The sequence below is a fragment of the Imhoffiella purpurea genome (genome assembly GCF_000585215.1).
GTDB classification, from domain to species: domain Bacteria; phylum Pseudomonadota; class Gammaproteobacteria; order Chromatiales; family Chromatiaceae; genus Imhoffiella; species Imhoffiella purpurea.
In genome coordinates, this window is record NZ_AONC01000014.1 from 61,629 (window position 1) to 84,737 (window position 23,109).

Sequence of the window (23,109 nt, forward strand, 5' to 3'; positions counted from 1 at the left end):
GTACCTCGGCCCAACCTACGAGTCGGCCGTTTCACGGTAAGGATTGATCGATCGGTGCTTCTGATCCCGTCACAAACCAAGCCGATCCGCCAGATCGTCCATATCGAGTTCGCTCGCCCGATGCGCGTGGCGTATGCCGCTGGATCGATCGAGCGCATGGCGCAGCGCCTCGACGAAGTGCTGTCCCTGCTCCTCGTCGATGAGGGCGAGGTCCGCCGTGACCGACAGGTAGAGACCCTCCGCGACCCGATGGGCGAGCAAGGCGAGGGCGTGTCCGGTCCGGAAACTCGGGTCGATCGGGTTGCCCAGGCCGTTCCAGTCCACCCGCAGCCGATCCGCCGGGCCATCGCCGGACAGATCTCCCAGATAATTGAGCGCCAAGGGTGCCTGTGCGTCGCGCAGATCCCGTCCGTCCTCGCGCATCCAGGCCAGTAGCGCATGTCCCAGACCGCCCCGTGGTAGTGCCGCGAGTGGATCCTCCCGGGATCCGGCGGTCACATGGACCGGCGTGATGCGGGTGAGCCAGCCGACGAGGTCTCCGGCGGCGGGCAGGTGCGCCGGCAGGTCGCGTCCATGGGTCTCGACGTCGATGACGCTCTCGGGCCAGCCGAACACCTCTTGGGCCGCCTCGGCCATTGCCAGCAGCAGTCCGCTGGCGAGCGGCTCGCGTCCGTTCCCGCGCCCCAGGAGATCCGGGCTCAGCTGGTCATGGATCAGCGTCATCTCGAAGCGGTGCGTCGCGTTGCGCGCGCTGCCGTTCGGTTTGATCGGCAGACCGAGGGTCCTGCAGACGGCCGCGACCCGGCTCCAGTAGTGCCGCTCGGAGACCGTGGTCGGCGATTGGGCCTCCCTGGCCAGCGCGGCGGTCAAGGCGCCATAGCTGGTCGCGGGCGAGGGCAGGGCGGTCTCCGGTTCTTCGAGCAGTGCCGCGAGATCGTCCAGGAGGATCCGCCAGGACAGGAGATCGACGGCCAGGTGGTGCGCGGCGAGGAAGAGACGGTCGCCCGAAGACAGGCGCAGGAGATGGGCGGCGAGGAGGCGTCCGGTCTCGGGATCGAAACCGGAATGCACCTGCTCGGCGAGCCGTTCGAGATAGGCTTCCGCCTCCCTTGCCCCATGGGTGCGGAGATCGTGCTGCTCCAGGGCGCACGGCGTCCCGGATGGTTCGAGCCGTGCCTGCTGCCGATCCAGCCGGAAGCTCAGTGCCGGATGACGCGCCGTCAGCGCGGCCAGCGCGCGTTCGACGCGGTCCGGTGTCGAGGATTCGGGCAGATCGACGAGGATCGACTGGTTGAAGCGCCCGATGGGGCCGCCGTCGCAGCGCGACAGGAACCAGTGCTGAATCGGGTGCAGGGCGGCCGGGCCAGTCTGCGCCTCGGCCAGGCTCGGGCTCGCGTCGCGTGCGTGAGCGGCGAGCGCGACGGCGGACTGGTACTGGAAGATATCGGTCGCCGTGATGCCGATCCCCAGTTTACCGAGGGCGCCGACCGCACGAATGGCCGCGATCGAATCCCCGCCGAGCCCGAAGAACGAGCGATGCGGATCGATCCCTGTCTGTCCGAGGATCTCGGCGAAGACTCGGGCGATCGTCCGCGCGGTCTCCGTGACCTCGCCCGGTTCCTCGTCGTGCCGCTCGGTCGCCGTGGGGACCAGATCGGGCAGCTCGTCCCGGGCCAGCTTGCCGCTGACCGTGCGCGGCAGGGTCTCGATCTCGCGCAGCAGACTGGGCACGGCATAGCGCGGTAGATGCCGGAGCGCATGGGCCCTGACATCCTCCAGGAAGCTGTCTTCAACCTCGCGCGGCGCGCCCTGGTCGTCGAATAGATGGTCGCGCAGCGGATTGCCGCCAAGGTCCCCTGCCGTGTGGGGCATCGCCACCTCGAACGCCTGGATCGGCTCGCCCTCGCGCAGGATCGCGGCGGAGAGATGGAAGTTCGGGTGCAGTCCGTCGGTATCCAGGGTGCGGGTCAGGGTTCCCTCGATCCGGTCCCCCGTCCTGAGCGCGAATCCCTCCAGCGAGATGGGAACGTAGATCGGCAGCCAGCTCGATGTCGTCTGGAGGATGTCCACCTCGCGGTTCGCCCCGACATCCAGGGTCAGCCATAGCAGGAAGCCGGTGAAGCGGCCGTCGCGCAGCGCCTCCAGCGCGATCCGGTGGCGGTCCTCCAGCGGCCAGTCCCGCGTGAAGTCGAGACGTTCGAAGACGTCGGATCCGGTCAGCAGGCGTTCGCGGTCGAGACGCCGGAGGCAGAGGCGTAGATCGAAGGGCCGTCCCCGCTGCTCGAAGATCCTCGTGACGTAGCGCGCCGCCAGTGGCGAGAACCCGGGCTCGATTTCGTCGGCCGGCAGCTCCAGGGCGGCGATGCGGGTCTCGGTGCGGCGCGGCAGCATGTTCTCCGGCGACTTCAGCAGTGTCCGGGCCGCCTTCAGGATGACCGCCGCGCCTTCCGAGCCGCCGATCGAACCCACGATCTCCGAGATGCACCAGTCGACCTTCTCCGGCAGTTGGATGCTGGAGGCGTCGCCCGTAACGATGCGGATGCGCTCCTCCAGTCCCAGCTCGGAGACCGTCGCGCGCGCCCGGTCGGCGATCTCGGGATTGATCTCGATGGCGTAGACGTATCGCGCCCCCGCCTCGACGGCCATGCGCGAGAGGACCGCATAGGGTCCCGGGCCGACCTCGAGCACGGTCTTGCCCGGCAGATAGCGGCGGAATCCCTCCATATAGCGGAGGTTGCGGCCGCGGTCGGTGGCCATGGCCGAATAGAGGATGTCGTCGTAGACGAAGAGCTCGGCGATGGACGGCCAGACGCCGACCTTTCCGGGCCGGCGCAGGATCCAGGCGCCGACCGAGGTATAGCGGCCCTCGTCGCCCAATGGGGTCACGACCGCCTCGGCGACCTCGGGCGCCCCCCTCAGGGTCTCGGCGACCTCGTCGAGCTCCAGGCGCTGACCGGCGACCTTGATCTGGCCATCGTTGCGTCCGGCGAAGAGGAGCTCGCCGTCGTCGCGCAGGATCCCCATGTCCCCGGTGCGATAGACCCGTGTATCGGCACCGTCCGGCCCCTTCGTGAAGGCGGCGGCCGTCAGGTCGGGGCGCTTCAGATAGCCCCGGGCCAGCCCCAGGCCATGGAGACGGATCTCGCCGGGCACCCCGATCGGGCAGGGACGGTCCTTGGGGTCGCGAATGGCGAGACCGCAGCCCGCGATGGGGCGGCCGATCGGGATTCGGGGCCCAGGCGTCTCGGGCCGCGTCCGGAAGATGGTCGAGCACACCGAGTTCTCGGCGGGACCGTAGGCATTGAAGAGACGCAGTCTGGCGCCGAAGCGGCGGGCGTCCTCGACGCGCGCCGGTTCTCCGGCCGAGACCAGGGTTGCGAGGCTGTCGGGCAGATGGTCCCCGATGACGGCGAGGTAGCTCGGCGGCAGGGTCGCGACGCTCACGCGCGTCCGCTCCATGAAATGGCGCAGCTCGGATGGATGCTCGACCGTCGCCTGCGAGGGGATCGCCAGCCGTCCCCCGGACAGGAGCGCGGTGAAGATCTCGGAGATGGAGGCGTCGAAGACGGGGGCGGCGAATTGCAGCACACGGCTGTTCTCCGTCATCCCGAAGGTCTCGATCTGCTCGCGGATCATATTGGCGACGCCCGCGTGCTCGATCAGCACGCCCTTGGGTTCGCCGGTCGATCCGGAGGTGAAAAGGATGTAGGCCAGCCCCTCGGGGCGCGCCCGATCCACGGCATCCCGGACCGGGGCGATCTGGCCCGGATCGATCCGGGTCCGCGAGGCGGGCAGCTCGGCCATCGGCAGAGCGGTCAGCACATGGCGGATCTCGGCCCAGTCCAGGGTCGCCTCGATCCGGGTCCGCGGCCAGCGCTCGTCGAGCGCCACATAGGCCCCGCCGGCCTTGAGGATTCCCAGGATCCCGGCGATCCCTAGGATCGAGCGGACGCCGAGCACGGCGACCGCCTCCTCGGGCTGCAGACCGCGCGCGATCAGGTCGTGCGCAATGCCGTTGCCGAGCCGGTCCAGCTCGGCATAGGTCAGGCTGCCGGTCTCGTCCGAGACCGCGATGCGGTCCGCGCGCTCCTCGACGACGTCCGAGAAGATCCGGGTCAGGCTCCGGGCCGGGCGCCCCTGATGGCTTCGGTCCAGCCGGGCCACGAGCGCGGCCTGGTCGGCGTCATAGGGTGTCAGATCCGCGACGGGCGACTCGCAACCGGGCATGAGCTGCTCCAGGATCGCCCCGTAATGGCGGGCGATGCGCACCACCTGTTCGGCGTCGAACAGGGCGGTGTCGTAGTTCAATGCCAGGGTGAAGGCGCCGCGCCGGCGGTCGTGGGTGACATGGAAGACGAGGTCGAAGCGGCTGAAGCGCCATTCGGTGTCGCGGCCCAGGGGGGACAGCGCGACGCCGGGCAGCTGCAGCTCGGGGCGATCGGCGTCGTAGAAGACCAGCAGCAGGTTGCAGATGGGATTGCGGGAGAGGTCCCGCGCCCGGCCCTGACCCGCGATCATGCGCTGGAAGGGCCACTCCTGATGGTCGAGCGCCTCTCTCAGGTCGCGCGTCGTGCGATCGATCAGCTCGGCGACCGTCTCCTGGTCGTGGAGACGCAGGCGCAACGGCAACGTGTTGGCGAAGAAGCCGATCTGATTGTCCAGGTCGGGATGGTTGCGGCCCAGGACGGGCGTCCCGATCACCATGTCGGACTGGCAGGAGCGCTGTTCCATGGCGATCGCCAGACCGGACAGCAGCAGGGCGAAGAGGCTGGTGCCGCGTGCCTGGGCCAGGGCGGACAGGGTGTCGGCGAGTGCGGGCGGCAGCTCCTGGTGGAGCGTGCGGCCCTCGAATGCCTGGCGGGCCGGGCGTGCCTTGGCCTCCGGGAGCTCGACCGATTCGGGTGCCCTGCTCAGGACCCTCCGCCAATAGTCGTCGAGCCCTTGGGCCGTCTCGCTACGCAGACGCTCGGCCTGCCAGGCGACCACATCGCGGTACTGGAGCCGGGGCGCCGGCGTCGGGCCATCCGTGGCGTAGGCATCGCCGAGCCGCTGGACGAAGATGTCGAGCGATTCGCCGTCGCAGACGGCGTGATGGAAGGTGACGACCAGGATCGTCTCGGCGCCGGACGCGGCGGCCGCCGCGACGAGGCGCAGGAGCGGCGGCTGGCTCAGGTCGAAGGGGCGTTCCCGTTCCTCGATCAGGAGACTCTCCGCCAGCGTCTCGACATCCGACGCATCGGCCAGGACGCGGCGCTCGATCCGGAATTCCAGGTTCCGGTCCACCCTCTGGCAGGGGACGGAGTCGATCTCGAGGATACGTGTGCGCAGGATGTCGTAGGACTCCATCACCGACTGGAAGGCCCGTTCGAGCCGGTCGAGATCCAGTCCGGGTCCGGCGCGGAAGCCGTAGCAGAGATTGTAGGCGACCGGGCTCATGCCGATCCGGTGCATGGCCCACAGCTGTTCCTGGGTGTCGGATAAGGGGTCCTGGGGTGCCGGCACGGCCTGAGGGATCCCGGCCGGGGCCGCCGAGGTCTCTCCGGGGCCCATGAGCTCGGCCAGTCGGCGGATGGTCCGGGCCTCGAAGAAGTCGGCGATCTTGAGATCCTGTCCGGTGGCGCGGAAGATCTCGCCGACCAGCTTGATGGCCTTCAGCGAGTCGCCTCCGAGATCGGCGAAGGGGGTTTCGACGCCGATCCGCTCGACCTTGAGGACCTTGCGCCACAGCCCCTCCAGCAGGGCCTCGGTCGGGTTCGCCGCGGCGACCGGGCCGGCGGCCCCGTGGACCAGCGCATCGGGCCGCGGCAGCGAGCGCTTGTCGACCTTGCCGTTCATCAGCAGCGGCAGCTCGTCGAGCGGCACCATGAATCTGGGCGTCATGTAGGCCGGCAGCAGGCTGGCCAGATGCGCCCGCAGCCGATCGGCGTCGCGGCTGCCTGGGCCGACGAGATAGGCGATCAGGAAGGGATCGGCCGGATCCTCGCGATCCACGACCATGGCGCAGAGATCGATGCCTGGCGCCGTGCGCAGGGCCAGCTCGACCTCGCCCGCCTCCACCCGGTTGCCGGCGATCTTGACCTGGGCGTCGCGGCGGCCGAGACATTCCAGTCGTCCGTCGGGCAGCATGCGGCCCAGGTCGCCGCTGCGGTAGATGAGGTCGTTCTGCTGCTCGCCGAAGGGGTTCTTCTGGAAGACCTCGCGCGTCGCCTCGGGGTCGTTGACGTAGCCCAGGGAGGGGAAGGCGGTGCGGATGCAGATCTCGCCGATCTCGCCGGTCAGGGCCGGGCGGTCCGGTTTGAGCACCAATGCCGCCGTGTCGGGCAGACAGCGTCCGACGGGCAGGATGCCGTCCGCGATCGGCGTTCCTGCATCGATCTCCTCGTAGAGCTTGGCCAGGGTCGTTTCCGAGGGGCCGTAGAGGTTGACGATGCGCTGCTCGCGCCCGGCGACCGCCCGCCAGTCCATGAGATCGCGTCCGAACAGCGGCTCCCCGGCCAGGAAGAGCATGGTCAGCCGCTCCAGTGAGGCGCGCTCGGGCTCGGGCTGCGCGGCACGCGCCTGGGCGAGCAGACGCAGGAGGCTGGGAACGCAATGCAGCAGGGTCACGCCCCGGGCCTCGATCCAGCGCAGCAGGGCGGGCGGATCGGCGATCGTCTCGCGCGGGGGGATGGTGACTTGGCCGCCAAGCGTCAGCGGCAGCAGGATATCGCGCAGACTGACATCGAAGGTCACGGGCGCGAGCTGGGCGGTGATGGTGTCGGCGGTCAGCTCGAAGGTCGCGCGTTGCCACCGGAGGAAGTGGTCGAGGCTCTTGTGGCGCCCCAGGATCCCCTTGGGAACCCCGGTGGAGCCCGAGGTGAACATGAGGTAGCTGGCTGCATTGGGGGCCAGGGTATCGACTTGGAGCGTCTCGGGCGTCAGGGTCTCCAGGTCGATGCTCGGGATCTCGGGGGCCAGGGATCCGGCCGCCTCCCCGGTGGCGCCGACATGGACCAGGACGAATGGACGGGCCTTCTCCAGCATGGCCCGGATGCGGGCGGGCGGAAGGTCCGGGTCGATCGGCATGAAGGCGAGTCCGGACGCGGCGGTCCCGAGCGTCGCGGCGACCTGCGCGCTGCCGGACCGGCAGAGGATCGCGGCGATGGCGGGTCCCTGCGACGGCTTCGGGATCCGGCGCAGCGCCTCGGCGAGACCGCCGGCGAGCCCGGCGAGCTCGGCATAGGTAAGTGAGCGCACCGCATCCGCGACCGCGATGTCGGTACTGTGATCGGTCGCCGCCTGCAGAATGGCTGTCCTGTAATCGAGCATCGTCATGCGTGTCCCCAGGTCGCTTGTGCCGCCTCGATCGAGCGGTCTGTCACGGTGAAGAGAGATCGAACATGTCCATCAGCAGCTCCGTGGTCAGGACGATCATGAGATAGTCGTCCTCGTAGGTCTGGCTGATGTCGAATCCAGGTTTCTCGTATTGCGCCCGCAGCCGCGCCACGGCTGCGGGATCGAAGACGCCGCGCCGCGCGACGGTCTCGGGCGAGAGCAGGTCCAGGATCCAGTCCTGGCCCCTGCGCAGCAGTTGCGGGCTGCCCTGGGCGACGAAGCTGAACTTGCGCCGCGCGACCAGCTCGGCGGGCAGATACCGGCGCGCGAGGGCCTTGAGCAGATATTTCTCCTCGCCTCCGCGCACCATCAGCTCCGGCGGGATGCGGCGGGCGACGTCGATTACGTCCGGATCCAGGAATGGATAGCGGGCCTCGACGCTCGCGGCGTAGGCGACCCGGTCCGAGTGGTCCGCCAGAAGATGGTCCGGCAGACGCAGCTTGAGATCCAGATAGGAGCGTTTGTGGAAGTCCGAGCGCCCGGCCAGCTGTCCGAGATCCACCGGCGGGGCGGCGAGCGCCGAGAAGCCGGGGCGGCGCGCCGCCAGATCGGGCGAGAGCAGAGCCTGGGTCAGCTCGGCATTGGCCGAGTAGTCGCGTTCGTAGAAGAAGCCGCCGTCGCCCCAGAGCCGGGCGCGGGTCTCCTCCTCCAGCAGGGCCTCCAGATCGAATCCCCCGCCGTCCGACCGCGCCTGGTCGAGCCGATATCCGACATAGCCCCCGAACAGCTCGTCGGCCCCTTCACCGGTCAGCACGACCCGCATGTCCTCTCGGCGCACCAGTCTGGCCAGCGCCAGGGTACAGGCGTTGTAGCTCTCCTTGAGGGCGGTCTCGCCGGCCCAGACCACGTCCCGGAGACTCGAGAGCACCTCGTCCTCGTCGAATTCGACCGCGTGATGGACGCTGCCCAGACGATCCACCATGAGCGCCTGCCAGCGTCGTTCGTCGATCTCGGGGCGGTCGAAGGTGATCGAGAAGCTGTGTCGGGTCTGCTCGGGATCGATCGCGTGGGTGAGGGCGGCGATCAGCGAGGAGTCCAGTCCGCCGCTGACATAGAGACCCACGGGTACGTCCGCCATCAGCCGGCGGCGCACCGCCTGGGTCAGGGCGGCGTCGAGCGCGTCGATCAGCTCGGCCTCGTCGGCCTCGGTGGCGGCGGAATCGGCGCGGGTCGGGAAATCGTAGTCCCAATAGCGGATCTCGCGGCAGCGGTCGCCCTCGACCACCAGCAGGTGTCCGGGCGCGAGCGCATGGATTCCCGCGAACAGGGTGCGCGGGCTCACCAGTCCGGGGAATGTCAGGATCTGGTCCAGTCCCGCCGGATCCAGCCGGCGCTCGACCTCGGGGTGCGCCAGCAGGGCCTTGATCTCGGAGCCGAAGGCGATGCCACGCGCGGTTCGGGTCCAGAACAGGGGGGCGATCCCGGTCTGGTCGCGTCCGAGCACCAGACGGTCGCGGGGGGCGTCGTAGACGGCGAAGGCGAACTGTCCGTTCAGGCGCTCGGCGAGCTGGAGCCCGTCGCGCCGATAGAGATGGGGCAAGACCTCCACGTCGCAGTGCGTCGAGAGTTCGGCCCCGTCGAGCCGCAGCTCGGCGCGCAGCTCCCGATGGTTGTAGATCTCGGCATTGGCGACGGAGACGATGCGTCCGCCATCGGCGTACATGGGCTGGTGCCCGTCCGCGATGTCGACGATGGCCAGGCGCCGACAGCCCAGGGCCGCCTTGTCGCCGACCGACAGGCCCGCTTCGTCGGGGCCGCGATGGAGGATCCGCGCCATCATGGATTCGAGGATGGTCCGCGCCTCCGGGCCGAGCCCCCCGTGCTCATAGATTCCGGCGATGCCGCACATGGCCCGTTCAGACCTCCAGAAGCGGGTCGGCCAGGTCCAGCAGGCCGAGGTTGGGATCGGAGGCCGTCTCGGTCCGCGCCAGCACCTGGATCGGCGAGAGATCCGGCGACGCCACGAAGGCATCGAGCAGCGATACCAGATCCGCGAGGAGCCATTCGACCGTCTGAAGGCGGAAGAGATCGGTGTCGTATTCGAGCAGGAGCTCGATCGCGGGCCGGTCCTCCACCATGAGGATCAGATCGTAGCGCGCGGTGCGGCTCTGGTCCGGCAGCATCCGCAGCTCCAGATCGCCGAGCCGCGACTGCGGGTCGGCATTGTTCTGCACCAGCAGCAGGATGTCGAAGACGGGGCTGTGGCCGGACGGGGTGTCGATCGCCAGCTCGTCCAGCATACGGTCGAAGGGATAGGACTTGTGCGCCAGCATGGCGATGGTCTCGTCGCGGCCGAGCTCGGCCCAGTCCTGGATGGACCGATCCGCCGAGCCGTTCAGGACATGGGGCAGCAGGTTGAGATAGAAGCCGAGCTGATCCTCGGTCTCCAGTGCATCCCGGCCGGCGTCCGCCGTGCCGATGACGGTCGCGTCTCCGTCCTCGGCGCGCAGCGTCAGCAGGATGTGGAGCATGGACGCGAAGAGCGAGAAGAGGGTCAGACCCGATCGCGCCAGGGCGTCGCGCAATGCGCGGCTGCGCCCCTCGTCGAGCAGCCGGCGGGCGATGGCCCCGCGTCCGGCGCGGGTCCTGGGGCGCGCCGCGTCCGTGGGCAGTGCGGTCCGGAGCCGTGCGCCACCCGTCAGTCGCGAACGCCAATGCGCCAGTGCCTCCTCGGCCGCTGGTCCGGTGCACATCGACTGCTGCCAGTGGGCGAAATCGCGATACTGGATCGCCAGGGGTGCGAGCGGCGGCGGGCCGCCGGCGGCGCGGGCGGCGTAGCAGCGCGACAGGTCCGAGATCATGATGGGCACCGACCATCCGTCCGAGACGATGTGATGGAGGTTGAGCACCATGAGCCAGCGCTCCGGACCCAGGGCCGTCAGGCGGACCCGGAACAGCGGGCCCAGGGCAAGTTTGAAGACATGCGCGAACTCCGCGTCCAGGGCGCGATCGATGACCGTTTGCTCGTCCGCCGCGTCGTCGTCGCGGGTCACCTCGATCGCGACCGTCCGGCCCGGGGGATCGACCCGTTGCCGGGCCTCGCCGGCCAGCATCAGGAACCGGGTCCGCAGGATCTCGTGACGGTCTGCGAGATCGGCGAACGCGGCGGCAAGTGCGTCGGTATCCAGGGCACCGAGGACGATGAAGCCTCCGACCATGTTGTAGGCCGAGCTCTCCGGGCGCGCGGTCTGGATCGCGAACAGACGCCGCTGCGCGGACGAGAGCGGATAGCTGTCCGCATCCGGGATACGCGCGATGCCGGCGGTCTCGACGCCCTGCCGATCCACTCCCGAGGCGGCGAGGGCGGCGACCGTCTGGGCGGTGAAGAAATCGCGCAGGGTCAGTTGCAGGCCCAGGCGTTTCCTCAATCGCAGGACCGCCTGGTTCGCCATGAGGCTGTGGCCGCCCAGGGCGAAGAAGCTGGCGCTGCGCGGCATCTCCGCGCGTCCCAGGAGCTCGCAGAGGATGGCGGCGATCTCCGTCTCGAGACCTGGGCGTGGGGCGTCGTCGTCGCTCGGGGCGCCGATCCGGTGCTCGCACAGGCCCGCGAGCGCGCGCAGATCGGCCTTGCCGTTCGAGGTCAGGGGGATCCGGTCCACCAGATAGAGATGACTGGGGATCATGTAGGCGGGAAGGACCCGGGCCAGATGGGCGCTGAGCCGATCCGCGTCCGGCGGCGTGTCGGCGATCGTCCAGGCGGCGAGCTCCCGCTCGTCCCCGGCGGTCTCCCGCGTCCCCACCACGGCCTTGCGGATGCCCGGAAATCCGGTCAGCGCCGTTTCGATCTCGCCCAGCTCGATACGGAAGCCCCGGATCTTGACCTGGCTGTCGGCCCGGCCGAGATAGGTCAGCTCGCCCGCGAGGTCGTAGCGGCCCAGGTCGCCCGAACGGTAGAGACGGGACCCGGGGCGATAGGGATCCTCGACGAAGCGCTCGGCCGTCAGATCCGGCCGGCCCAGATAGCCGCGGGCGACGCCCGAGCCGCAGACCAGGATCTCGCCCTGCACGGTTGCCGGAACGGGCCGCAGCTCGGCATCGCGGATCGTGACCCCGTAGCTCGGCAGGGGACGTCCGATCGGGCTGTCGGTACGGTCCAGATCCTCCGCGCCGAGCAGGCGGAAGGTCGTGTGGACGCTCGTCTCCGTGATCCCGAACAGGTTGATCAGCCGACAGCCGGGATAGCGTTCGGACCAGGCACGGAGCAGGGTCGGCGTCAGGGCCTCGCCGCCGAACCAGATGGATCGCACGGCCAGATCGGCCCGGGGTTCGTCCATCTCCCGATCCGAGAGTACCTTGAAGGCCGAGGGGGTGAGGCTCAGCACCGTCACCTCCTCCTGCTTCAGATGGTCTCGCAGCAGGGCGAAGTCGTTCCGCGCCGCCTCCGGGATCACGACGATCCGTCCTCCCGTCAGGAGCGCGCCCCAGATCTCCCAGATCGAGAAGTCGAAGGCCGGGGAGTGGAACCAGCTCCAGCGGTCGCCGGCCGCGATGGGGAAGAGATCGCCCTGTCCGAGCACCAGCGCCAGAAGGTTGCGGTGCTCGACCAGGACCCCCTTGGGCCGTCCGGACGAGCCCGAGGTGAAGATGACGTAGGCGGCGTCGCTCGGCCGCAGCTCGGGCCAGTCGGCCGCGTCCACGGGGGCTTCGGGCAGCCCGGTCATCTCCACGCGGGGCAGGTCCGGGGGCAGCCGATCTCCGCCCGTGTCGCCCTTGACGATGACCGAGACCGCCCCGGCGTCGTCGAGGATGCGCGAGGTCCGTTCCGGGGCCGCGCTCGGGTCGATCGGCACGAAGGCCGCCCCGGCACGAAGCACCGCCAGCATGGCCACGACCGTATCGCGATCTCGGGGCAGCATCAGGGCCACGCGGTCTCCGCGCCGCACGCCGAGGGCGATCAGCGTCCGCGCCAGGGCGTTCGCCCGGATCTCGAGCTCGGCATAGGTGAGCGCGCCGGCCGGGTCGGAGACGGCGACAGCCTCGGGCATCCGGCGCGCGATCTCGGAGACCGCGTCCGGCAGGCTGGGGTATGGCCAGGTCTCTTGCGTCCGGCGCGGTCCGCCGGCGTCTAGGAGATGTTCGATCTCGGTCTCCGTCGCCAGGGGCAGGCTCAGGAAGGGACGGTCCGGATGCGCGCACATGGCCGTGAGATGTCGGCACAGGAGCCGGCTCCAATGATCGAGGGTCGCGGCCTCGAACATCTCGCTGTTGAAGACCAGCATCAGGTCGAGCCCGCCGTCCGCCGTCCGATTCGCCGCCAGGGTCAGGTCGTATTTGCCCCAGCCGATGGCGGGGGGCGCGGTCCGACCCGGCACGGGCTCCGCGCTGCGCACGTAGAGGACGTCGAACAGTGCCGTGCGGCTCATGTCGTTGTCCGGCTTCAGGTCCAGGACGACCCGATCGAAATCGGTCCGCGCGTGGGCGAGCGTCTCGGCCGAGTGACCTGCGATCGTACCGATCGCCTCGCGCGCGATCTGGGTCGGGGTCAGAGCGATGCGCAGCGTGACCAGATTGGCATGGCCGCCCGGGTCTCCGGATCGGCGCGGCACGGTCTGTCCGAGCACGATCTCCTCCTGGCCGCTGAGCCGGCTCAGCAGTCCGACGAAGCCGGCCAGGATCAGGTCGTCGAGCGCGATCCGCGACTCGGCCGCGAGTCTCTGGAGCCCCGCAAGCTCGGCTGGGGTCATCGACACCTGGCTGAAGCCCGAGCCGAAGACATGAACCGCGGCCCGAGGCCGGTCGACCGGCAGCAGCAGCCGTGGCGGATTGGGGCCGAGATAGGCGTGCCAGAAATCGCGTTCCCGCTGCAGATCCGCCGCATCCGTCGGGAGATCCCCGCCGGGCGCGAGGTGACTGGGGATCTCGGCGTCGGACCTCAGACGATCGGCGATCCAGGCGAGGGATGCCTCGTCGACGAGGATGTGATGCCCGACGAGCAAGAGTTCGCGCCGAGCATCTGGGCGGTCCACGACCGCCATCCGCAACAGTGGGCCGGTCTCCAGATCGAAGGGGTCGAGGATGAAGCGACGGATCTGTACATCGATCGCCTCGCCGGAGATGGAGACGCAGGGTGCCACTCGGCGGCTTGCGCTGGTGATTCTTGGATGGCCTTCATGGGTCTCGAATGCGGCCTTCAGCTCCGGGACCTCGGCCAGCAGTTCCTCGAATCGATGCTGCAGCCATTGCGGATCCGTGCCGGACTCCAGATCGAAGGCGGCGGCCATGTTGTAGTAGGTCGGCGCCGTCGCGTAGAGCTCGCCATTCTCGAACTGATCCACGAACCAGAGACGTTTCTGCAATGCAGAGGGCTCGTGGAAGGTGGACTCCGCTGTCCAGGTTGCGATCGGCGACTCGGGGTCCCGGCATAGGTCCTTCAGAATCTGCTCGATCTCGCCGAGGATCGCGTCGATGGTGTCGGACTGGAAGATGTCCGTCGCGTAGCTCAGCTCCAGGCGCGTCTCGCCGCCCGTCTCCACGACATAGAAGGAGAGGTCGAACTGCGAGGTCGGCAGCGGCGGCTCGGCGAACCGGAACCCCAGCTCGGCGCCCAGCTGGGCGAGACCGCGGCGGTCGTCGTGGGTGACGCAGATCTCGAACAGCGGGTTTGCGGCGGGATCCGGTGGCCGTCCGAGCGCGGCGCAGATGTCCTGCAGTCCGCAACCCGAATGTTCGGCGGCGTCCATGAGGGCCGCGCGGACCGCCGCGACCAGATCCATGGCACGCCAATCCTCGCGCAGCACCAGACGCAGCGGCAGCGTATTGGCGAAGAAGCCGACGGGCCGATCGAGGCCGGGCCAGTCGCGGCCGGCGACGACGCAGCCGAGCACCAGATCGCCGGTCCCGTTACGCCGGGCGACGAGCTGGGCGATGGCCGCCACGACCAGCTGATAGAGGCTGGTGCGCAGTCTCCTCGCCAGGTCGCGCATTTCCTGCTGCAGTGCCGACGATAGGGTCAGGACGGCCTGATCGCCGGCGAAGGACTTGGAGGCCGGTCTCGGCGCATCGCCAGCGAGGGTCGTCAGACCGGGCGCATCCCGCAGGACGTCTCGCCAGTGATCGAGGTCCCGGTTCCGGCGCTCGTTGTCCGAGGCCAGTGCCTGGGCATAGTCGGGGTAGTCGATCCCGAGCGGCGCCGAGGCCCCGTCCTGGCCGACGAGGATGCGCTGATAGGCGCCCAGGAGGTCGCGCGTCAGGATCTCCATCGACCAGGCGTCGCCGATCGCATGATGGACGGCCAGGGCCAGGGTGCAGCCCTCGCCGTGGGACGCCAGGCCGGCGCGCCATAGCGGACCTTCCGTCAGGTCGAAGGGCTCATGGACGAAGGCCGCGAGCCATTCCGGCCCCGGCGAATCCAGAACGCTCAGCGAGACGGTCGGTTCCGTCGCGACGGACTGCAGGATGGACTCGCTGTCCATGCCCAGTCGGGTCCGCAGGCTCGCATGGCGTTCGCCGACCCAGCGCAGTGCGGCATCGAGCGCCACGGGGTCGAGCGGACAGGTGAAATTCAGCCGCAGACAGAGGTTGTAGGCGGGCCCGGCCTCGCTCATCTGCTCCAGGAGCCAGAGCTGCTGCTGCTGTCGCGTGGCCGGGATCCGGTCCGGGATCGGGCGCACGGGGAGAAGCTGTCTGTCGTCCGCCCCGGCGGTCTCGATCTGTCGCGCCATGTCCTCCAGGAGCGGTGCGCCGAAGATCCGGGAGAGGGGCAGCTCGACCCCGAATGTCTCGCGGATCCGGGCCGCCAGCCGAACCGCCTGCAGACTGCCGCCGCCGAGCTCGAAGAAGTCCCGTGCGTTCGGATCGGGGCCCGTCCCCAGGATCTCGCGCCAGAGCCCGGCCAGCGTCCCTTCGGTCTCGGTCTGGGGACGGTCGGGCGCTAGGGGCGGGGAGGGGATCTCCCGGGCGGACGGCTCTGGGTCGGGCCGGACGAGATCCGCGAGCACCTGGGCCACGGTCGTCCCGTCCGCGCAGCTGCGCTCGGCGATCTCGAGGAAGGCGGCAAGCCAGGATCGGGCGCGCGCCTCGGAGAAGCGGTCGCATCTCCAGTCGAAATCCAGGATGACCTGATCGTCGAGCAGCAGGATGTTGGCGAAGAGATCCGCCCGCGCCCCGACGATCGGTACCGAATGCAGCTCCACCCGGCGCGAGGCGCCCCCGAACCGGATCGGACCGTCGAGGTTGAAGAGCAGATGCCGCTCGGGGATCGCGTCGGCCGGTGGATGCGATCCGGGCTCCAGGAGCCGCTGATGCAGGACGCGGCGCAGCTCGGCGAGCGTCATCGCGTCCTCGATGTCCAGGGTCACCGGCCGGATGAAGGAGAGGTTGCCGACCAGGCCGGCATGGCCCGACAGGGCCTGCCCGGCGACGGGCAGTCCGACGGTCACGCGCGTCTCGCCCGTCAGTCCGCGGGCCAGGAGCGCGAAGGCGGCCAGCATGCCGACCAATGGGGTCTGCCCCCCGGCCCGCGCCGTCTCGGACACCCGGGCGAAGAGGTCGCCGATGTCCGTGCGGGTGATGCGCCCGCCTGCGCCCGTCACGGCCTCCGGATCGGCGTCGCACGGCAGGCGCATCGGCCGGGCCGGCATGGAGGCACGGGTGAATTCGGCTCGCGCCTCCCAGTCCAGATAGGAATCCCAGCAATCGGCGTCGGGCAGCGGAATCCCGTCGAACAATTGGAACAGCTCGCGCAGCAGGAGTGCGACGGACCAGCCATCGAAGCCCAGGTGGCTGCTCCGGACGGCCAGGGCCTGTTCGCCGGTCTCCGTTTCGAGCAGTACCGGTTCGATGGGGGCGCGATCGAGCCGGAAGGGCCGCTCCAGGGCGTTCCGCGCCCAGTCGTCGAGCATCCGGCGAAACTCGGGTTCGGCCGGGAGGCGGGTCCGTTCCAGGGCCGGCGCCATGCGATCGGCGATGCGTCGCGTGCCGTCGGCCGCCAGACAGGCCCGCAGGGCGGGGTGACGTCGGCAGAGCGCGGACCAGGCGCGCGTCAGGCGATCCGGGTCGAGCCGGTCGCCGCCGAAACGCAGAATCAGCAGATCGGTCCAGGTTCCCGGATGGACGGCCCCCGCGTGACGCCGCATCGCCGTCTCGCTGACCGTGGGCCGGAGCAGACCGGCCTCGGCCGTCGCGGTCCGATCCCCGCCGAGCCAGCCGACCCCCTGCAGCGCGGCGACCCCGCGCCGTGCCGCCTCGATGATCTTGGCGATGTCCGCGTCGCCGTGGGCGGTGGACAGGAAGCAGTTGCGCTGTTCCCAGACGAAGATGCCCCCGTTCAGCAGATGGGTGTTGAGGATCTCCATTCCGGGCCCGTACTCGAAGCGGAACAGGGATCCGAACCGCTCCATGCGCACCGGGACGCCGGCCTCCGCGAAGATGCGGTCGAGCTGGACGCACATCTCCTCGGTGCGTCGGGCCAGCGTGTGCTGCAGGGCGCCCGCGTCCTCGATCAGCCGGTCCAGCACGGCGCGCGCCGCGGCCAGTCCGAGCGGATGCGCGTTGAAGGTGCCCGCGACGAAGGCGGTCCGGGTGCCCGGTCCGCTGTCGTCGCCGTAGGCCCAGTCCCCGCCGTCGATCGCGTCCATCAGTCTGGCGTCGCCGGCGAGCACGCCGATCGGCTGGCCGCAGCCGAGCACCTTGCCGTAGGTGACGAGATCCGCCTCGATCCCGAGCAGGGCCTGCATGCCGCCCGGGGCGAAGCGGAAGCCCGAGATGATCTCGTCGAACAGCAGCGGGATGTCGCGCTCCCTGGTGAGCGACCGCAGGGCATGCAGGAAATCGACCGGCAGGTTTCCGGGGTTGCGGCTCTGCACCGGCTCCACCAGGACCAGCGCGATCTCGGAGGCATGGCGGGCGATGAGGTCGAGCCCGGCCATGTCGCCATAGTCGAGGACGATCACCGGATCCACCATCCCCTGGGGCGTGCCGTCGGTGAGCGGGGCGGACTGGGGGCTGCCGTCCTCCTCGACCCAGCCGGTCGCGAGTACACCGTCGAAGCTGCCGTGATAGGCGCCCTTGAAGAGGACGATGCGATCCCGTCCGGTGACGGCGCGGGCGATGCGGACGGCGCACATGACGGCCTCGGTGCCCGTCGCGAAGAAGGCGCAGCGGTCCACGCCCGTGAGCCGATGGATGCGCTCGGCCACCTCCGCCGCCAGCGGCGAGGCCGGCCCCAGAGGGGCGCCCCGATCGAGCTCGTCTCGGAGCGCGCGGGCGACGAAGTCCGGATTGTGACCGAAGAGATAGACCCCGAATCCCATGGTCACGTCGATATAGGCGTTGCCGTCCAGATCCCAGACCTGGGATCCCTGGGCGCGCGAGGCCATGAGCGGGTAGGTCACCTCCTTGTAGTCGGGGGCGAAGCCGAAGACCGCCCGGCTGTTGGCGACCCGCTTGCGGGCGCGCTCGGCCCCGGCTTTGGACCCGGCGGATCGGGTATTCCAGTCGCGGGCCAGCCGGGCGACGTGGGCTCGCTGTCGCGGGTCGAGTCCGGTCCCCGAGCCGTTCGGGCGGCGGAACAGCCCCTTGATCCCGCCTGCGTCCGGACGCGGTGCTGGCGGCCGGACGGACGGCGTCTGGGGCGGCTGGGCCGATGCGTTCGAAGCGCCCGCCTGGGCTCCCAGGACGCTCAGCTGCCGATCCATGACCTGCTGCAGGGTGCGCAGCTGTTCCTGCATCAGGGCGACGACGTCGGGGGAGGCGTGCGCTGGTGTCGGGCCGGTCGGATTCGCGGCCGGCGCGGGTTCGGGTGCCGGTGGCGGTCGTTGTGCATCGATGTGATCGGCGAGCTTGCGCGGCGTGTCGAGCGTCTGGAACAGGGCGGCCAGCTCGATCTCGATGCCGCAGGTCTTGGCCAGCGAGCGCTGGATCTGCACCATGCCCAGAGAGTCCAGGCCCAGTGTCACCATTGGCCGGTCCGGGTCGATCCGGCCGGGATCGATGCCCGAGACGCGGGCGATCAGCGGCCGCAGGATCTCGTCCAGGGCACGGCCGCGCGGGGGCCCTTCGCTCGATGCGGGCGTGGCCGGCCGAGGACACGCCCGATCCCCGGCCGCGACCGATGCGCCCGACCAGGCGCGGCGTGGAATGGGGATCTCGGCCAATGGCAGGCGCGGCAGATCCTGGCCCGGCGCACCGCGCGATCCGAAATAGCGGAGCCAGTCCAATGGGGCGCCATGTGACCAGGCCAGACCGGCGGCATGGGCGAGATCCTCGCGCCGGTCGCCGCCGCCGATCCAGGCGGCATCCGGCGCGCAGGCCGGACCCAGCTTGGCCAGTACGTTGCGCGGTCCGATCTCGATGCAGATGAGGTCGCCCGACCCGGCGGCGGCCGACACGGCCTGCCGGAAGCGGACCGGCGAGAGCATCTGCGAGGACCAGTAGGCGGGACGCGTCATCTCGGCGTTGCCGAGAACGGTGCCGGTCGCCGTGGAATAGACGGGGATGGCACCCGAGCGTTCGGGCAGGTTCAGACCCTCGACGAGCTCCGCCGCGGCGCGGTCCATCCAGGGTCCATGAAAGGCGCGGGTGACCTGCAGCCGCTGTCCGGCCAGTCCGGCTGCCTCGGCTCGGGCGAGCAGGATCTCGATCTGCGCGATCGGGCCGGACAGGGTCAGGGAGGCCGGTGCGTTGTAGCCGGCGATCACGACCGCGTCGAGTCCCTGCAGCAGTTCCCGCGCCCTGTCCTCGTCCGCCCGGAGTGCCAGCATGGCGCCCTCGGGCGCGGCATGCTGCATCGCCCGGCCGCGCCGGACCGCCAGGGTCATGGCCGTCTGCAGATCCAGCTGACCGGCCGCCAGGGCGGCCGGGATCTCGCCGACGCTGTGGCCGATGACGGCGTCCGGGAGGATTCCCCAGTCCGCCCACAGACGCATGAGGCCGTGCGCCACGGCCACCAGCGCCGGCTGGGCGAGATCGGTTTGGTTCATGCGCACGGCGTCCGCCGGGTCCGGACCGTAGAGCCATGCGATCAGGTCCCGGCCGGCGATGGGGCCGGCCGCCTCGGACGCCTCGACCAGGGCATCGCGGAACAGGGGTTCCTGCGCGAAGAGCTCCGCGCCCATCGAGGGGAATTGGGCCCCCTGACCCGTGAAGCAGAAGAGGATGCGCGCGGCGGTCCTGGCCTCGATGCCGGATGGGGGCGGGGAGCCGAGCCCGGAATCCGGGACCAACGGGGCCATACGATGGGTGCCGCCGGACCAGCGCCGGGTGGCCTGTCCGGCGCACAGGGACGGCCATTCCTGGGGCGGACGCTCGGACAGTCGGGCGACCCAGAGGCCGTGGAGCCGTTCGAGCGCCTCCGGGGTATGCGCCGAGAGCGGCAGGACCGGGATGCGGTGCGGTAGGGGATCGGTTGCCTCCTGGTCCGGTCCCTGTCCGATCAGGACATGCACGTTGGTACCGCTCATGCCGAAGGAGCTGATCCCGGCGATCCTGCGCTTGGCGCCGTCCCAGTCCAGTGGACGATCCAGCGGGGTCAGGGGGTTGTCCGACCAGTCGTAGCGGCTGTTCGGCGCCCGGCGCGGCCGGTTCGCCGGGAGACGTCCATGGGCCATGGCCAGGATCGCCTTGATGACGCCGGCGATCCCGGCCGCGGCCTCCAGATGGCCGATCCGGCTCTTGACCGCGCCCAGGGGCAGCATCTCACCCCCGTCGGGCCGCAGCACATGGCGCAGCGCGGCCAGCTCGATCGGATCGCCGAGCGGGGTCCCGGTGCCGTGGGTCTCGACCCAGTCGACGTCCTTGCCGCCGATCCCGGCCTCGCCCAGGGCGCGCCGCAGCAGATCGCGCTGGGCCGTGCCGTTCGGCGCCGTCACGCTCTGACTCTGACCGTCGTGATTGACGGCGCTGCCGAGGATCTCGGCCCAGATCGGGTCCTGGAACCGGCGTGCCTCATCGAGCCGCTTCAGCACCAGCACCCCGGCGCCCTCGCCGCGGCCATAGCCGTCGGCCTCCTCGGCGAAGGTCTTGCAGCGGCCGTCGGGCGACAGGACGCCCATGCGCACCAGACCGGCGTGCAGTTCGGGCGAGACGATGAGGTTGGCCCCGCCCGCGATGGCGAGATCGCAGCCGCCCTGACGCAGGTCGCGCACAGCCATGTCCAGTGCGACCAGGGACGAGGAGCAGGCCGTGTCGACGGCGATGGCGGGGCCTCGGAGGTCGAGTAGATGGGCGATGCGGCCCACGGCGATGCTGGCGGCCTGTCCGGTCACGCTGTAGGCGCCGAGACGCTCGGCGTCGTCCATCAGACGTCTGTCCCCGGCACCGAGCCCGCTTTCGCTCAGGCCGATGAAGAGCCCGACCCGCCGGCCGCGCAGCGCCGCCGGGTCGAGACCTGCGTGCTCCAGCGCCTGCCAGATCACCCGCAGCAGGAGCCGTTGCAGGGGTTGCATGCCTTCGGCCTCGCCGCGCGCGATCCCGAACAGTGTGCAGTCGAAGCCGTCGATGTCGTTCAGCAGCGCGGCCGGGGGGCAGGGGCCCTCCTCGGGCCAGGCGGCGGCGGGCCAGCGGTCCTCGGGGATGGGGCGGATCGGGTCCCGGTCGCCGATCAGGAGATCCCAGAAGTCCTCGGGGTTCTCGGCGCCCGGAAAGCGGCAGCCGAGTCCGACGACCGCAATGCCCTGCCGGTCCTTCGTCGATCTGGCCGGTTCTGTTGGGACGGCGTCGGCGCGTCGGGCGATCAGCGCGCGTGCGAGCCCGTTTGGGGTGGGGTGGTCGAAGAGTTCGGCGATATCCAGACGGCGACCCAGCCAGTCGCCGATCCGCGCGGTCAGTGCCACGGCCTGCTGCGAGCCGAGCCCCTGGTCCATCAGGCCCGAATCCGGTTCGATCGGCGTGCCGCTCAGATGGGATGCCAGGCGGCAGAGCCGATGCGCGACCTCCGAGACATGGCCGCTCGCGACCGCCGCGCGGAATGCCGCGGAGTCGGACCGACTCTCGTCCGGTCCCGCGTTCCCCTCCGCGCCCAGCTCGCCGGCCTCGAACGCGCGGCCGAGCTCGAAGCGTTTCAGCTTGCCGCTGGTAGTGCGGGGCAGCTGATGCACCGGGATGACCCGATCCAGTACCAGTCCGCTTCGGGCCAGGACGTGATCGGCGATGGATGTCTGCAGTGCCCGGGCCTTCTCGGCGGTGCCACGGAAGCGGACGAAGCAGAGCGTCCGTATCTCGTCGCTGTGCGGACAGCGCGCCTGCACGATGGCGACCGGATTGGCGGCCGAGAGCCCAGGGGACTCCTGGGCCACCTGTTCCAGGTCCGAGGGGTGATAGTTGAGGCCGGCCACGATGATGACGTCCTTGTGCCGGCCCGCCAGGACCAGTTCCTCGCGCCAGATGAAGCCGATGTCTCCGGTCTCCAGCCAGCCGTCCGGCTGCAGGGCCGCGCGCGACTGCTCGGGGTCGTTGACATAGCCCCGCATGAGCGAGGGGCCGCGGACCTGAAGACGGCCGACCGTGCCCGCGGGCAGGGTGGCTCCCGCGTCGTCCAGGATGCGCATCTCGAAGCCCTGTGCCGCGCGTCCCAGAAGGCAGAGGTGTGCGGCGCCTGGGGCGTCGGGTTCGCGTTCGACGACCCTGGAGCCGATCGAGAGGCTGTCGCGGTCGACGGCCACCACGGCGAGCGGCTCCCCCGGGATGCGGATCGTGGTGACCAGGGTCGCCTCGGCGAGACCGTAGGCGGGGGTGATCGCCATGCGGCTCAGCTCGCTCGGTGCGAGCGCGTCGAGAAAGGCCGCGATGGTTCCGGGGTTCAGCGGCTCGGCCCCGTTGCTGATGCTGCGCAGGGCGCTCAGATCGAGCTGAGCGGCGCTCTTCGGCTTGATCAGGCTCGTCACCATCTGCAGCGCGAAGTTCGGGGCGCCGGTGAGCGTGGTGCGGTGTGCGTCCATCGCCCGCAGCCAGGCGATCGGGCGCCGGGCGAAGTCGTCGGGCGACATCAGCACCTGGGGCAGATCCGCGAGCAGCGGCAGGATATGGAAGTGGAAGAGACCGAAGTCGTGCGACAGCGGCATCCAGCTCAGGAATCTGTCGTCCGCCGTCAGTGCGAGGTGGCGTTTCAGCAGATCGATCTGTGCCAGCACCGCGCGGTGGCTCAGCTCGACGCCTTTGGGCGCGGCCGTGGAGCCGGACGAGAACTGAATGATGGCGATGTCTTCCGGATGGATCTCGGGTTCCGCCGGGGGCGTCGCCGACGGGGCATCGTCCAGTTCGGCGATCCGGTCGAAACGGTCGCCGGCCAGGCGGTAGGCGCCTGCGATGGTCTCGGTTCCCTCCAGCGCCGACCTGGTCTCCTCATCGTCTGTCAGCACGATGCAGGAACCGATGACGCCCGCCGCCGCCAGGGTGCGCTGGCGCTGGGTGGGATTGTCCATGGGCGGCATGGGCACGGCCGTGCAGCCCGCCGCGATACAGCCCCAGAGCCCGGTCGCATAGGCCAGCGGGTCGCGCATCACCAGCATCAGGCAGTTGCCTCGGCCGATCCCTGCACGGGCGAGCTGTCGGGCGATGCGGGTGGCGGCCTCGCGCAGATCGGCGGGCGACAGGGTCGTTTCGCCGCCCTTGCCGTCGATGCGGACGAGGGCACCGTCTCGCGGGCCTGGGGCGAGGAAGGCCGCGCGCACATCGGGAAACGAGATTGGCTCGAGCACTTGCGTCCCTCCTCCTGAGTCTTTCGAAGCAAGATCTGGCTGTGCTCTGCGAGCCGCCGACACTGGTTTTCAGCGAGTCCGGACGATCCGCGGGGGGCCGGGC

3 protein-coding genes are annotated in these 23,109 nt (G+C 70.1%); all 3 read right to left on the bottom strand.

Annotated elements, in window-relative coordinates; translation table 11 throughout:
- Positions 1-69: 69 nt before the first annotated feature.
- From D779_RS05245 to D779_RS05255, 3 genes are read right to left on the bottom strand one after another with little or no spacing between them, the layout of a single operon-like run.
- Entirely contained in the window at positions 70-7,314 is a 7,245-nt protein-coding gene (locus tag D779_RS05245) for a non-ribosomal peptide synthetase (protein WP_043750508.1), read from the bottom strand.
- A 43-nt stretch (positions 7,315-7,357) separates the two neighbouring features.
- Entirely contained in the window at positions 7,358-9,223 is a 1,866-nt protein-coding gene (gene asnB / locus D779_RS05250) for an asparagine synthase (glutamine-hydrolyzing) (protein WP_043750510.1), read from the bottom strand.
- 7 nt (positions 9,224-9,230) lie between these two features.
- A complete protein-coding gene (locus D779_RS05255) occupies positions 9,231-23,006 on the bottom strand; it encodes a hybrid non-ribosomal peptide synthetase/type I polyketide synthase (protein ID WP_043750513.1) in 13,776 nt (4,591 codons plus the stop codon).
- Positions 23,007-23,109: the final 103 nt, after the last annotated feature.